The sequence below is a fragment of the Pseudomonas putida genome, assembly GCF_002906855.1.
Lineage (GTDB): Bacteria > Pseudomonadota > Gammaproteobacteria > Pseudomonadales > Pseudomonadaceae > Aquipseudomonas > Aquipseudomonas putida_N.
In genome coordinates this window covers 1,829,145-1,842,912 of sequence record NZ_MINI01000038.1, presented here as the reverse complement: position 1 = coordinate 1,842,912, position 13,768 = coordinate 1,829,145, and the positions used below count along the sequence as shown (strand labels likewise).

General features: G+C 63.0%; 16 protein-coding genes. 1 reads left to right on the top strand and 15 read right to left on the bottom strand.

Annotation, left to right across the window (positions count from 1 at the left end):
• Window positions 1-487: 487 nt before the first annotated feature.
• The 12 genes from BGP85_RS21165 to BGP85_RS21110 all read right to left on the bottom strand — a co-directional run bounded on the left by BGP85_RS21165 (window position 488) and on the right by BGP85_RS21110 (window position 10,287).
• A complete protein-coding gene (locus BGP85_RS21165) occupies window positions 488-1,270 on the bottom strand; it encodes a TatD family hydrolase (protein ID WP_103449714.1) in 783 nt (260 codons plus the stop codon).
• A gap of 30 nt (window positions 1,271-1,300) precedes the next feature.
• Window positions 1,301-2,287, bottom strand: a complete 987-nt coding sequence (locus BGP85_RS21160; protein ID WP_103449900.1) for a DNA polymerase III subunit delta' — start codon at window positions 2,285-2,287, stop codon at window positions 1,301-1,303.
• The gene (gene tmk, locus BGP85_RS21155) at window positions 2,280-2,912 is read right to left on the bottom strand and encodes a dTMP kinase (protein WP_103449713.1); all 633 of its coding nucleotides are present in this window, start codon (window positions 2,910-2,912) and stop codon (window positions 2,280-2,282) included. The genes BGP85_RS21160 and tmk overlap by 8 nt, the downstream gene beginning before the upstream one ends.
• 9 nt (window positions 2,913-2,921) lie before the next feature.
• On the bottom strand, window positions 2,922-4,049 hold the full coding sequence (mltG, locus tag BGP85_RS21150) for an endolytic transglycosylase MltG (RefSeq protein WP_103449712.1): 1,128 nt from the start codon (window positions 4,047-4,049) through the stop codon (window positions 2,922-2,924).
• A 4-nt stretch (window positions 4,050-4,053) separates the two neighbouring features.
• On the bottom strand, window positions 4,054-4,869 hold the full coding sequence (pabC, locus tag BGP85_RS21145; RefSeq protein WP_103449711.1) for an aminodeoxychorismate lyase: 816 nt from the start codon (window positions 4,867-4,869) through the stop codon (window positions 4,054-4,056).
• A complete protein-coding gene (fabF, locus tag BGP85_RS21140; RefSeq protein WP_103449710.1) occupies window positions 4,869-6,113 on the bottom strand; it encodes a beta-ketoacyl-ACP synthase II in 1,245 nt (414 codons plus the stop codon). The genes pabC and fabF overlap by 1 nt, the downstream gene beginning before the upstream one ends.
• Before the next feature lie 173 nt (window positions 6,114-6,286).
• Complete coding sequence (acpP, locus tag BGP85_RS21135; protein ID WP_060513099.1) at window positions 6,287-6,523, bottom strand: acyl carrier protein; 237 nt, start codon at window positions 6,521-6,523, stop codon at window positions 6,287-6,289.
• Between the two features lie 204 nt (window positions 6,524-6,727).
• On the bottom strand, window positions 6,728-7,468 hold the full coding sequence (gene fabG / locus BGP85_RS21130; protein WP_103449709.1) for a 3-oxoacyl-ACP reductase FabG: 741 nt from the start codon (window positions 7,466-7,468) through the stop codon (window positions 6,728-6,730).
• Between the two features lie 15 nt (window positions 7,469-7,483).
• Window positions 7,484-8,422 carry an ACP S-malonyltransferase gene (gene fabD / locus BGP85_RS21125; RefSeq protein ID WP_103449708.1) on the bottom strand — a complete coding sequence of 313 codons (939 nt, stop codon included), beginning with the start codon at window positions 8,420-8,422 and terminating at the stop codon, window positions 7,484-7,486.
• A 127-nt stretch (window positions 8,423-8,549) separates the two neighbouring features.
• Window positions 8,550-9,560 carry a phosphate acyltransferase PlsX gene (gene plsX / locus BGP85_RS21120; RefSeq protein ID WP_103449707.1) on the bottom strand — a complete coding sequence of 337 codons (1,011 nt, stop codon included), beginning with the start codon at window positions 9,558-9,560 and terminating at the stop codon, window positions 8,550-8,552.
• 3 nt (window positions 9,561-9,563) lie between these two features.
• Window positions 9,564-9,746, bottom strand: a complete 183-nt coding sequence (gene rpmF, locus BGP85_RS21115; protein ID WP_003247154.1) for a 50S ribosomal protein L32 — start codon at window positions 9,744-9,746, stop codon at window positions 9,564-9,566.
• Between the two features lie 13 nt (window positions 9,747-9,759).
• On the bottom strand, window positions 9,760-10,287 hold the full coding sequence (locus BGP85_RS21110) for a YceD family protein (protein ID WP_027919446.1): 528 nt from the start codon (window positions 10,285-10,287) through the stop codon (window positions 9,760-9,762).
• A 96-nt stretch (window positions 10,288-10,383) separates the two neighbouring features.
• On the opposite strand from BGP85_RS21110, the gene BGP85_RS21105 reads away from it, so the two are divergent.
• Window positions 10,384-10,962: a Maf family protein gene (locus BGP85_RS21105; RefSeq protein ID WP_103449706.1), complete on the top strand. Its 579-nt coding sequence runs from the start codon at window positions 10,384-10,386 to the stop codon at window positions 10,960-10,962.
• Between the two features lie 36 nt (window positions 10,963-10,998).
• Here BGP85_RS21105 and BGP85_RS21100 read toward each other — a convergent pair whose 3' ends face one another.
• Genes BGP85_RS21100 through rluC form a run of 3 tightly spaced genes read right to left on the bottom strand, consistent with a single transcriptional unit; the run spans window position 10,999 to window position 13,677 of the window.
• Entirely contained in the window at window positions 10,999-12,033 is a 1,035-nt protein-coding gene (locus BGP85_RS21100) for a S49 family peptidase (protein WP_103449705.1), read from the bottom strand.
• A gap of 2 nt (window positions 12,034-12,035) precedes the next feature.
• Window positions 12,036-12,731: an HAD family hydrolase gene (locus BGP85_RS21095; RefSeq protein ID WP_258035903.1), complete on the bottom strand. Its 696-nt coding sequence runs from the start codon at window positions 12,729-12,731 to the stop codon at window positions 12,036-12,038.
• Window positions 12,721-13,677, bottom strand: a complete 957-nt coding sequence (rluC, locus tag BGP85_RS21090; RefSeq protein WP_103449704.1) for a 23S rRNA pseudouridine(955/2504/2580) synthase RluC — start codon at window positions 13,675-13,677, stop codon at window positions 12,721-12,723. Before rluC ends, BGP85_RS21095 begins: the two co-directional genes overlap by 11 nt.
• Window positions 13,678-13,768: the final 91 nt, after the last annotated feature.

Sequence of the window (13,768 nt, the reverse complement as noted above, 5' to 3'; positions counted from 1 at the left end):
GGAAAGGTGACTGTGCGTCGCCATAGCAAATGAATGTACTCGACTGAGTCAAAACCACCACAGTCGAGCTTTTGGCTTTTGGCTTTTGGCTTTTGGCTTTTGGCTTTTGGCTTTTGGGAGTGGGCTTTCAAATCAGGTCTACATTCATTCGCCAGGGTGGCGCTGAGTCACCTTTCCGCCCTTACGGCGGGTCACTTTTTGACTGGGCAAAAAGTAACCAAAAACCCCGGCTCCCATCATCCGGCCCCTGCGCTGCGCTGCGGGGTCCCCTCACTCCGGCGCCTTCCGGGCCCGCGCGGCCTACGACTTGCTGCGCAAGTCTACATCTCGCGCCTTCGGCTACGCCGAAGGGGTGCTGCGCACCCTGGCCCTCCAGACGCCTGCGTTCGGCCTCCTGAAGTCGCACTCACCGTCGCCTGAACTATCGCGCGCTTAGAAGCAAAAGCAAAAGCAGAGCAAAAGCAGAGCAAAAGCGATTGGTCTGGATTCAGGCCACTCGCGCCAGCGGGAACAGGCGCTTGAAGTTGGACGTGGTTTGCTCTGCCAGCTGCTCGTAGCTGACCCCACGCAACGATGCCACATACTCCGCCACCTCCCGCACATACTGCGGCAGGTTCGGCTTGCCACGATGCGGGATCGGTGCCAGGTAAGGTGAATCGGTTTCCACCAGCAGGCGGTCGACCGGCACCTGCCGCGCCACCTCGCGCAGGGCATCGGCATTGCGGAAAGTGACAATGCCGGACAACGAGATGTAATAGCCCAGGTCCAGCGCCGCCTTGGCCATGTCCCAGTCTTCGGTGAAACAATGCAGCACGCCCGCCTGAGGCAGATTCGCTTCACGCAGCAGCGCCAAGGTATCGGCCCGCGCCGCACGGGTGTGCACAATCACCGGCTTGCCAGTCTGACGCGACGCCTCCAGGTGCAGGCGGAACGATGCCTGCTGCAACTCGGCAGCCTCCGGTTCGTAGTGGTAGTCCAGCCCGGTTTCGCCAATCGCCACCACATGCGGGTGCGCCAGCTCACGCAGCAGCCACTCCAGCGCCGGCGTCTCGCCTGGCGCCAGGTCCAGCGGGTGCACCCCCACCGAACAGTCGACATCGGCGTACTGCTCGCTCAGCACCTTCACCGCCCCGGCATTTTCGGCACTGACGCCAATGCACAGGAAATGCCCGACCCCGCGCTCACGCGCCGCCTGCAGGGCAGCATCGAGGGAACCCTGGTGGGCGCTCAGGTCAAGACGGTCGAGATGGCAATGGGAATCTACGAGCATGGCAGGCGGCACACATGAAAAGATGGAAAATCAGCGGGAACCCGGCAGCTGTACCCAATGGGCCAGCAGCGCTTCCAGCAGCAATACACGATTGAGGTTGGCTTTACCGAGCACCTTCTGGCGCTGCTCGAGGATCCACGCCTGGACCTCCAGCACCTTGCCCTGACGGGCCTTCTGCGCCAGGTACTGCACCACCTTGCGCATGTCGGCCAAGCCCAACCCCTCTTCATCCTGGGTCAACTGGTAACGCAGGATCAGGTGCGACCAGTCGCAGAACCAGTCGAACAGCAGCAACAACGGCACACTGCTCCAGGCCTCGGCCAGCTGGCTGGGCGATTGCTGCTGCTTGAGCAGCTTCTTCACCCCGTCGGTCACCAAGGCCCGCTGCTCACGCACACCTTGCGCTTGCAGGCTGACCGCCATCAGCGGCGAACCGGCAGCCAGCGTCAGCAGCTCCTCGCGCTCGGCCTCGTCGCTGTCGGGCAAGGCCGTGGCCAGCCACGCCTGGCTCTGCGCCATGCTCGGCTGCGGGCAGACAACTTGCTGGCAGCGGCTCTTGATCGTCGGCAACAGGCGGCTGGGCTGGTGACTGACCAGCAGCAGCACGGTATCGCCCGAAGGCTCTTCCAGGCTCTTGAGCAAGGCGTTGGAGGCATTGACGTTCATCGCCTCGACCGGCTCGATCAATACCACTTTACGCCCGCCCAGCTGCGCCGTCTGCACCACGAACGACACCAGCTCGCGCACCTGGTCGACCTTGATTGGCTTGTCGGCCTCTTCTGGCTCCAGCACGAAGTTGTCCGGGTGGCTACCGGCCTTGAGCAGCAGGCACGACTTGCACTGCCCGCAGGCATCCAACCCCTGCGGCTGCTGGCACAGCAGACGCGCCATCAGCCGCTCGGCCAAGGCGCGCTTGCCGATGCCCTGCGGCCCATGCAGCAGGTAGGCATGGGCGTGCCGGGCACGCCCTGCCAATTGCTGCCACAGCGCCTGCTGCCAGGGGTAGGCCTCAGCCACGGCAACGCCCCACGATGGCAGGCAGCAGCGCATCGATGGCACGCTGTACGGCCTCTAGTGGCTGGGCGGCATCGAGCAGGCTGTAGCGCTGCGGTGCGCCATGGGCGCGTTGCAGATAGGCTTGGCGCACGGCTTCGAAGAAGGCCTGGCCTTCCTGCTCGAAACGGTCCAGGCGACCGCGCGCGGCGGCACGGGCCAGGCCGACTTCCACGGGCAAGTCGAAGACCAGGGTCAGGTCCGGGCGCAGATCCCCCTGGACGAATTGCTCCAGCGCAGCGATACGCTCCACCGACAGGCCGCGACCACCGCCCTGGTAGGCGTAGGTGGCATCGGTGAAGCGATCGCAAAGCACCACCGCACCACGGGCCAGCGCTGGGCGAATCACTTCGGCCAGGTGCTGGGCACGGGCAGCGAATACCAGCAGCAGCTCGGTGTCTGCGGCCATCACTTCCTCGCTCGGCGCCAGCAACAGCTCGCGGACTTTTTCAGCCAGCGGCGTGCCGCCAGGCTCGCGAGTCAGCACCACATCCAGGCCCTGCTCGCGCAAGCGCGCAGCCAGGTAATCACGGTTGGTGCTCTTGCCCGCGCCTTCGGGGCCTTCAAGGGTAATAAACAAGCCGCTCACAGGCAGTCCTTAATGTTGTTCGTCAGGCGTTGGTGCGTCGGCCGGCGCAGTTTCGCTGGCAGGGTCCTGCTCAGCGGGCTCGGCTGCGTCCGCCGGTGCACTTTGCGGCGCCGGGCTGGACCGGTAATCCGCGCGACGCTTGAGCTGAAACTCGCGCACCGCCGAGTTGTGATCGTCCAGGTCATCGGAGAACACGTGGCTGCCATCGCCACGGGCGACGAAGTACAGGCTGGTGCCATCGGACGGGTTGAGCGCGGCATGGATCGCCTCGCGCCCGACCATGGCGATGGGTGTCGGTGGCAGGCCGGTCATGGTGTAAGTGTTGTAGGGCGTCGGTTCGCGCAGGTCGGCGCGGGAAATCCTGCCGTTGTAGCGCTCACCCATGCCGTAGATCACCGTCGGGTCGGTCTGCAGCATCATGCCCAGGCGCAGGCGGCGGACGAAGACGCCAGCGATCTGCCCACGCTCCTGAGGGATACCGGTTTCCTTCTCTACCAGCGAGGCCATGATCAAGGCCTGGTAGGGATCACGGTAAGGCAGGTCAGTGGTGCGCTCGGCCCATTCCTTGGCCAGCACTTCGTCCAGGCGCATGTACGCCTGCTGCAGCAGCTCGACGTCACTCATGCCGCGCACGAAGCGGTAGGTATCAGGGAAGAAGCGGCCTTCAGGGAACACACCGGTGTGGCCGAGCTTGTCCATCACCTCGGAGTCGGAAAGGCCATCCAGGGTGTGTTTGAGCTTTTCATGCTTGGCCACCGCCGAACGCACCTGGCGGAAGGTCCAGCCTTCGACCAGGGTCAGGTTGTACTGCACCACATCGCCACGGCGCCAGACGTCGAACAGGTCTTCCACGGTCATGCCAGGGGTGAGGCGATACTCGCCGGTATGCAACTGGGTGCCGGCCATGTTGAAGCGCCAGTACAGGCGCAGCCAGACGGCATCGTCGAGCAAGCCGTCGGCCTGCATGCGATAGAACATGCGGTTGGGGTTGGTGCCGCTGGGCACGTCGAGCAGGCGCTCTTCGGCAACATGCAGAGGCTGCTCCAGCACCGAGTTGATCTTCCAGGCCGACCAGCCCAGGGCCAGGCCGGCGAGGATCAAGCCCATTTCCAGCAGCAGCAGGAATTTGCGTCTCACGAATTCAGGTATCCAGTAACGTACGGGCAACGGCCTGCAGTTTACGGGTGAGCGGGCCCGGCGACCAGTTCAGCGCGGCAATTCCACGCACGGGCCAGACACCGTAGACACTGTTGCAGACGAACACTTCATTCGCCTGCTGCAGTTCGTCGAATGCGATATCACGCACCTGTACCGCGATGCCCAGCCGTTGTGCCTGCTCCAGCAGGGCACCGCGCATCACGCCGGCTACGCCGCAACGGCTGAGGTCAGCCGTGAGCAGCACGCCATCGCGCACCAGGAACAGATTGCTGTATACGCTTTCGATCACCCTGCCCTGCCCGTCACGCATCAGGCCCTCGGCATGTTCGCTGTCCTGCCATTCGGCACGGGCCAGCACCTGCTCCAGGCGATTGAGGTGTTTGAGGCCGGCCAGTAACGGTTGCTCCCCAAGCCGGGTCTGGCAGGGGAACAGCCGCACGCCGTGCTCGGCATGTTCGACAGGATAGCTGGGCAGCGGGCCGCCCTGGAGGATTCGGCGCGGCGCAGCGCCGGCAACCGGCGCGTAGCCACGCTGGCTGTCGCCACGAGTGAGGACCAGCTTGGCGACACCGTCGCCGAGCTGACTGGCGAAGCGCAGGATTTCATCACGCACCAGCGCCAGGTCGGCGTCGATCATCAGCCGCTGGCAACCCAGACCCAAGCGAGCCAGATGGCCGTCCAGCAGACTGGGCCGGCCACCCCGCACGGCGATGGTCTCGAACAGACCGTCGCCGTAGGCCAGGCCGCGGTTCTGCAAATTGATTGCAGTCGCGGGCTGGCCGTCGATCCAGCTGTGCATCAACCGATGAACCGGCGGAACACCAGCGAACCGTTGGTGCCGCCAAAGCCGAACGAGTTGGACAGCACCACGTCGATCGGCATGCTGCGCGCTTCGTGCGGTACGAAGTCGAGGTCGCAGCCTTCGTCCGGTTCATCGAGGTTGATGGTCGGCGGTGCCATCTGGCTATTGATCGCCAGCACGCTGAAGATCGCCTCTACCGCGCCGGCAGCGCCTAGCAGGTGGCCGGTCATCGACTTGGTCGAGCTGACCGCGAGCTTGTAGGCATGCTCGCCGAACACGCGCTTGATCGCTGCAACTTCGGCGATGTCGCCAGCCGGGGTCGAGGTGCCGTGGGCGTTGATGTAGCTGACCGCTTCAGGCTGGATGCCAGCATCGCGCAGGGCATTGGCCATGCAACGGGCAGCACCTTCGCCGCTGTCGGGCGGCGAGGTCATGTGGTAGGCATCACCGCTCATGCCGAAACCGACCAGCTCGGCATAAATGGTCGCACCGCGGGCCTTGGCGTGTTCGAGCTCTTCGAGCACCAGCGCACCGGCACCGTCGGATAGCACGAAGCCATCACGGCCCTTGTCCCACGGACGGCTGGCACGGGCTGGCTCATCGTTACGGGTCGACAGTGCACGGGACGCACCGAAGCCGCCCATGCCCAGGCCGCAAGCGGCCATCTCGGCGCCACCGGCGATCATCACGTCAGCTTCGCCGTAGGCGATGTTGCGCGCGGCCATGCCAATGCAGTGGGTGCCGGTGGTGCAGGCGGTGGCGATGGCGTAGTTCGGCCCCTGCAGACCCAGGTGGATCGACAGGAAACCGGAGATCATGTTGATGATCGAACCCGGCACGAAGAACGGCGAGATCCGGCGCGGGCCTTGCTCGTGCAAGGTGCGGCTGGTTTCTTCGATGTTGGTCAGGCCGCCGATACCCGAGCCCATGGCCACGCCAATGCGCTCACGGTTGGCGTCGGTGACTTCCAGGCCAGCATTACGCACCGCCTGGAACCCGGCCGCCAGGCCGTACTGAATGAACAGGTCGAGCTTGCGGGCCTCTTTGGCCGACAGGTACTGCTCAACTTCGAAGCCTTTCACCGAGCCGCCAAAACGGGTGGAGTAGGCAGACAGGTCCGTGTGTTCGATCGGACCAATGCCACTGCGGCCAGCCAGAATGCCCTGCCAGGTGCTCGGTACATCGGTACCCAGTGGCGACAGCATACCCATACCGGTGACCACGACGCGTCTACGCGACACAGTACTCTCCTTTTCTAATCACAGAGTTTCTTGCCATTGCATTCAAGCAATGGAATGAAATGGCAACAAGCTCTCGGCGCAAGTGAAGCGACGCGGAAGGCTTGCAAAGAAAAAACCGCACGCCGGCAAAGGCAGTGCGGTTCTTCTCGACAAGAAGCGTCGACTACAACGTCTTAAGCCTGGTGGTTTTTGACGTAGTCGATTGCAGCTTGAACGGTAGTGATCTTCTCGGCTTCTTCGTCAGGGATTTCGGTCTCGAATTCCTCTTCCAGAGCCATCACCAGCTCAACGGTGTCAAGCGAATCGGCACCCAGGTCATCGACGAAGGACTTCTCGACAGTCACTTCCTCTTCCTTGACGCCCAGTTGCTCGGCGACGATTTTCTTGACGCGTTCTTCGATGGTGCTCATACCTAGTTTTCACTCCTAATGGACATATGTCAGGCAGCTGGCCGGTGACCAAGTTTATAGAAAGACGTTCGCTTTTCAAGCGGAACGCACCTTCCCTTGAGCCACCGCACCCGCTGCCTGGAATCTGGTTGCAGCTTTATAACGGATTTTAGGCTCGCAGTATGACTCTTTTTTGAAGCAATCCGTCACATTGCGTTGCAGTTTTTACATGTACATCCCGCCGTTGACCGGCACGGTTGCGCCGGTAACGTAGCCAGCGCCGTCCGACGCCAAGAACGAAACCACCTTGGCGATTTCGTCAGCCTGGCCCAGGCGGCCCAGCGGAATCTGGGTCTGCAGGGCTTCGCGCTGCGCTTCAGGCAGCTCGCGGGTCATGTCGGTGTCGATGAAGCCCGGGGTCACCGAGTTGACGGTGATGCCACGCGAGCCCACTTCACGCGCCAGGGCGCGGCTGAAGCCTTCGAGGCCGGCCTTGGCCGCCGCGTAGTTGGCCTGGCCGGCGTTGCCCATGGCACCGACGACCGAACCGATGCTGATGATACGACCCCAGCGCGCCTTGGTCATGCCACGCAGCACGCCCTTGGACAGACGGTAGAGGCTGTTCAGGTTGGTGTCGATCACGTCGAACCACTCGTCGTCCTTCATGCGCAGCATGAGGTTGTCGCGGGTGATACCGGCGTTGTTGACCAGAATGGCGGGGGCGCCGAACTGCTCGCCGATGGCGCCCAGTACTGCTTCCACGGACTCGGCGCTGGTGACATTCAGTTCCATGCCGGTGCCAGTGATGCCGTGCTCTTTCAAGGTGGCGGCGATGCGCTCGGCACCGGAAGCCGAAGTGGCGGTACCGATCACGGTCGCGCCCTGGCGGCCCAGCTCGAGGGCGATGGCCTGGCCAATACCACGGCTGGCGCCGGTGACCAGTGCAACTTTACCTTGCAGGCTCATGCAAGCTTCTCCAAATCAGGCCAGCGCCGCGCGGGTGGCGGCGACAGCGTCAGGGGTATTGAGGTTGTAGGTGGTCACGCCGTCGGCGCAACGCTTGTTCAGGCCAGCCAGGACCTTGCCCGGGCCGCACTCGACCAGGTTGACCGCACCGTTGGCGGCCAGGGTCTGCACGCATTCAACCCAGCGTACCGGCTGGTACAGCTGCGCCAGCAGGTCCTGCTTCAGGGCATCGAGGTCGGCGGCGACGGCGGCAGTGACGTTCTGCACCACCGGAATCTGCGGGGCCTTCCATTCGATGGCGTTGACGAATTCGGCAAAGCGCTCGGCAGCCGGCTTCATCAGGGCGCAGTGCGATGGCACGCTGACCGCCAGCGGCAGGGCGCGCTTGGCGCCCTTGGCCTTGCACAGCTCCATGGCGCGGTCGACCGCAGCCTTGTTACCGGCGATGACCACCTGGCCTGGCGAGTTGAAGTTCACGGCGCTGACCACTTCGTCTTCGGCCGCTTCGGCGCAGATTTCCACCACGACGGCGTCATCCAGGCCGAGGATCGCCGCCATGGCGCCATGACCGGCAGGCACGGCTTCCTGCATCAGCTGGCCACGGCGCTCGACCAGGCGCACGGCATCTTTCAGCGACAGTGCGCCGGCTGCAACCAGGGCGCTGTATTCACCCAGGCTGTGACCAGAAACGAAGGCCGGCTGCGCGCCGCCCTCTTCCAGCCACAGGCGCCACAGGGCGATGGAGGCGGTGAGGATCGCCGGCTGGGTCTTGTCGGTCTGGTTGAGTTGTTCTTCCGGACCTTCCTGGACCAGCTTCCACAGGTCATAGCCCAGAGCCTCGGAAGCCTCCTTGAAGGTCTCGATGATCACAGGCTTTTCAGCGCCGAGTTCGGCGAGCATGCCCAGCGACTGGGAACCTTGACCGGGGAAGACGAATGCGAGGGATGCAGACATTGAACAAGCCCTTATGATCTTGTCGTCGGATAGGGTGCACCAGGCCTTTGGCCAGGCGCGGAATCTGAAAACTTGGATGGAAACGCAGACCAAGCGGTCACATTTAAGCACTTCATCGGCGAAATGCCTAAGGCAACAAATCTTCGAGGCGGCCATGCAGCCGCTGCGGGAGGTTTTCCTGGATCTCGATCAGCGCCCGCTGGATCGCGCTCTGGAAGCCCTCTACGCCCGCCGAGCCATGACTCTTGATGACGATGCCCTGCAGGCCGAGGAAGCTCGCGCCATTGTGCCGCGCCGGTGCCAGGTCGGCCTGCAGACGCTTGAGCAGCGGCATCGCCACCGCCCCAGCGACCCGCGACAACGCACCGCCCTTGAACAGCTTTTCGATACGCTCGCCAATCATGGTCGCCAGGCCTTCGCTGGACTTGAGCAGGATGTTGCCGACAAAGCCGTCGCACACCACCACGTCCGCCTCACCGCGGTACAGGCCGTCACCTTCGACGAAGCCGACATAGTTGAGGCCGCGGGCGTTCTGCAGCAACGTGGCCGCCAGCTTGACCTGCTGGTTGCCCTTGATGTCCTCGGTACCGATGTTCAGCAGCGCCACGCGCGGCCGGTGAATGCCCAAGGCCTGGGCAGCCACGGAGCCCATGACGGCAAACTGGTAGAGGTTCTCGGCACTGCAGTCGACGTTGGCACCAAGGTCGAGCAGCTGGCAGTAACCTGCCTGGGTCGGGATTGCCGCAACCATGGCTGGCCGATCGATACCCGGCAAGGTCTTGAGCACGAAACGCGACAACGCCATCAGCGCCCCGGTATTGCCGGCACTCACGCAGGCCTGGGCCTTGCCGTCACGCACCAGTTCGAGGGCGATGCGCATCGACGAGTCTGGCTTGCCACGCAACGCCTGGGATGGCCGCTCGTCCATACCGATCACCTCACTGGCGGCGACAATTTGCAGGCGCGCGCGATCCGCAGCTGCCAGGCCGCTGACAAGATCTTCAAGGAGGGAGGGTTGACCGACGAGGGTCAGGTGCAGCGAGGGGGTAGCCGAAAGGCAGGCAATGCTAGCCTGGACAATGCTGCGGGGACCGAAGTCCCCGCCCATTGCGTCGATCGCGATGATCTGAGCGGACAAGGATTACTCGTCAGCGCCCTTGTCGACCACTTTGCGACCACGGTATACGCCTTCTGGCGAAACGTGGTGGCGCAGGTGTACTTCACCGGTGGTTTTCTCTACCGACAGCGCGTTTTCCGACAGGGCGTCGTGCGAACGGCGCATGTCACGGGCAGAGCGGGATTTTTTGTTCTGCTGAACAGCCATAATTGATTAACTCCTAAACGTTTGGGTCACGCTTTAACTGCGCCAAAACACTGAACGGGTTGGACCGCGATACCTCGTCCTTGCTCGATTCGGGCTCGTCTGCGCCCGCCGGCTGCTGGCATTCTTCCGGATGATGAGCAGGCACGATAGGCAAGGCGAGCAGCAGCTCCTCCTCGACCAAGGCCTGCAGATCCAATGGATCTTCGCCCAGTTCCAGCACGTCATAGCCTTTCGGCAACGACTGGGTATTCGCACCCTCCTTCACCACGGCGTATGTACATTCGCTGTGGATCGGCAGGGTGACCAGCTCAAGACAACGCTGGCAAACCATTTTGACTTCGACGTCCAGCTCGCTGTGGATAACCACCACGTGCTGTTCATCTCGTTCAAAATCGAACTTCGCCTGCACCGTACCGACATCGTCGGAAAGCGGGTCGCAGAGTCTTTCCAAATCAGCGAGTTGCAGCGTACCAGTGATGGATACGCCTCGGTCGGCTAATTTGCGCGGGTCAACGTGAGGTGGAATCGGGTCATTCAACATAGGCGCAGCATTCTAGGGATGCCCCCCGCCCCTGTCAAAGGAAATTCGGCGACATCTCGCATGTTAGAATCAGGTTCAACTGACCAGGAGTCTATCATGCTGCCTCTGTTGCTGGCTTCCAGCTCTTCCTATCGGCGCGAACTGCTCGCGCGCCTGCGCCTGCCCTTCACCTGGGCAAGCCCCGACCTAGACGAGCGGCGCCTGGCTGACGAGCCCGCCGTGGAGCTGGTACGGCGCCTGGCCAGGCAAAAAGCCGAAGCGCTCGCCGCCAGCCATCCAGGGCACCTGATCATAGGCTCCGACCAGGTCGCGGTGCTGGGCGAGCAGATCCTCGGCAAGCCGCACACCTTTGATCGTGCCTGCGAGCAATTGCTCGAAACCAGCGGCCAGCAGGTGACCTTCCTGACCGGACTGGCGCTGCTCAATACCGCGACAGGGCGCTGCCAGGTCGACTGCGTGCCGTTTACGGTGACGATGCGCGAACTGGATCGGGAGCGGGTGGAGCGCTATGTGGCAGCGGAGCAGCCGCTGGATTGCGCCGGGAGCTTCAAGGCGGAGGGTTTGGGAGTCAGTTTGTTTCAAAGCACACACGGGTGCGATGCGACCAGCCTGATCGGGCTGCCGCTGATTCGGCTAGTGGATATGCTGACCAGGGAAGGCGTGGTCATACCTTGAGATTTTTGGGGCGCTTTGCGCCCCGCCAATCTCCAATCAGCGCAACTGAGGCCCCTGGAACCCCATCCACATGGCCAGATGCTCGGCCACGCTGGCACCAATGCGCTTGGAGAAGCGATCAAACGGTGATTCCTGCACAGTGTAATCAACCAGGTCCTTCTCACCCACGATCTCACGCGCCACATAACTGGCACTGCCCAGCCCATCCACCAGCCCCAGCGCCTTGGCCTGCTCACCCGACCAGACCAGGCCGCTGAACAGCTCCGGATGCTCCTTGTCCTTCAGGCGGTCGCCCCGCCCCTGCTTGACCATGGCGATGAACTGCTGGTGCGTGGTATCCAGCACCCCCTGCCAGAACGCTCGCTCATCAGGCTTTTCAGGCGAGAACGGATCAAGGAATGCCTTATGCTCGCCAGCGGTGTACGTACGCCGCTCGACACCCAGCTTTTCCATTGAACCGACAAAGCCGTAGCCAGCCGCCGTCACACCAATGGAACCGACCAGGCTGGCCTTGTCGGCATAGATCTCATCCGCCGCACTGGCGATGTAGTAGGCGCCGGAAGCTCCCAGGTCCGTGATTACCGCATACAGCTTGGTATCCGGGTGCTCGCCACGCAGACGACGGATCTCGTCATACACGTAGCCCGCCTGCACCGGGCTGCCGCCCGGACTGTTGATGCGCAGGACCACCGCCTTGGTCTTGGGGTCCTTGAACGCATCGCGCAGGCTCTTGACGATATTGTCGGCGCTGGCAGCCTCCTGATCGGCAATCACTCCCCGCACCTCAACCAGGGCCGTGTGACTGCCACTGCGCGACGCAGCCTTGTCCACATCCATGAACGGCAGGAACAAGGCCAGGATGCCGAACAGGTAGACGAAGGTCAGCAGCTTGAAGAAGATCCCCCAGCGCCGGGACCGACGCTGCTCCTGAACCCCGGCCAGCAGGGTCTTTTCCAGCAACTTCCAGCTCTTCTGCTCGACACGATCCTCTTCGTTCTGCGCTTCACGCGCTTCGCGAGCGAGGCGCTCCTCTTCGGTTTCGTTAACCGGCGCTTTCCACTCGTCAGCCATGCTCACCTACCTTGGAATTGAACTTGCCTGGAACCTGCCAGCCACTCGCGCAGCTGGGAAAAATGATCGATGCACACCTGCGGCCCAAACTCGGCCAGCGCCTGCAGCGACATGGCACCATAGCCCACCGCCACCGAATGCATACCAGCATTGCTGGCCATCTGCAGGTCGAATGCCGAATCACCAACCATCAGCGCCTGGCCGGGCCCGACGCCGCAATGCCCGAGGATTTCCTCAAGCATCAGTGGGTGGGGCTTGCCACGGGTTTCGTCGGCGGCACGGGTAATGTCGAAGAACTGCTCCCAGCCATTGGCCTTGAGCACGCGATCCAGCCCGCGGCGCGCCTTGCCGGTCGCTACCGCCAGGCGATAACCTTCGGCACGAAAGGCATCCAGCGATTCGACCACACCCTCGAACAGCGGCGAAGGCTGCTGATCCAGAGCCATATAGATGTCGGCGTAATGCTGACGGAAGGTATCGACCTGCAGCGGATCAAGGTGCGGATACAGCGTCGAGATGGCCTCCCCCAGCGCCAGGCCGATGATGCCCTTGACGGCGCTCTCGGGGCTTGATGCCTCTCCGGCACGCTCGGCAGCAGCATTCATCGCCTCGACGATACGACCGATGGAATCGGCCAGGGTGCCGTCCCAGTCGAAGATCAGCAACTCGTAAGGTTTGCTCGACAGATCACGACGCACTCAAACGCTCCACGGTCTTCGCCCAGACTTCGTCCACGGGCGCTTCGAGCTTCAGCTCGCCACCATCCGGCAGCGGCACGGTCAAGGCGTAGGCATGCAGGAACAGGCGCTTGCCACCCAGCTCGCGGATCTCGCGGCTGAAGTCTTCGTCGCCATACTTGCTGTCACCGGCGATCATGTGCCCGGCATGCAGGGTATGCACGCGAATCTGGTGGGTACGACCGGTGATCGGGCGCGCCTCGACAATGGTGGCGAACTCGCCGAAGCGGCGCAGTACGCGGAACAAGGTCAGCGCCTCCTTGCCTTCGTCGTTGACTTCGACCATGCGCTCGCCAGAGCGCAGGTTGCTCTTGAGCAGTGGCGCGTTGACCTGCTTCTTCGAGGTCGGCCAGTGGCCACGTACCAGCGCCATGTAGCGCTTGTCCACGCCATCACCACGCAGGGCAGCGTGCAGGTGACGCAGCATGCTGCGCTTCTTGGCAATCATCAGCAGGCCCGAGGTGTCGCGGTCCAGGCGATGCACCAGCTCCAGCTCCTTGGCGTCCGGGCGCAGCTGGCGCAGCGCCTCGATCACGCCGAAGCTCAGGCCGCTGCCGCCGTGCACGGCGATGCCGGCCGGCTTGTTCATCACGATCAGCGCCTTGTCTTCGTAGACGATGGCAGCTTCCAGGCGCTGCAGCAGCCCCTGGGCCACTGGTGCCGGCTCGTCACGCTCAGGCAACCGGACAGGCGGCACGCGCACGATATCGCCGGCCTGGATCTTGTACTCAGGCTTGACCCGCCCCTTGTTGACCCGCACCTCACCCTTGCGCAGGATGCGGTAGACCAGGGTCTTGGGCACGCCCTTGAGCGCCGTGATAAGGAAATTGTCGATGCGTTGGCCGGCAAGTTCCGGCGCGACTTCGATCAGCTGAACGCCGGAAGTCGGAGGGGTATTGGTCGTCATGGCGGGAATAATAACAATTATTTATGGAATTGAAGCACTTAATCATCAATGCTATAGTCGCGAACGCCGCCAAAAGCGGCAGGCCAGTGAA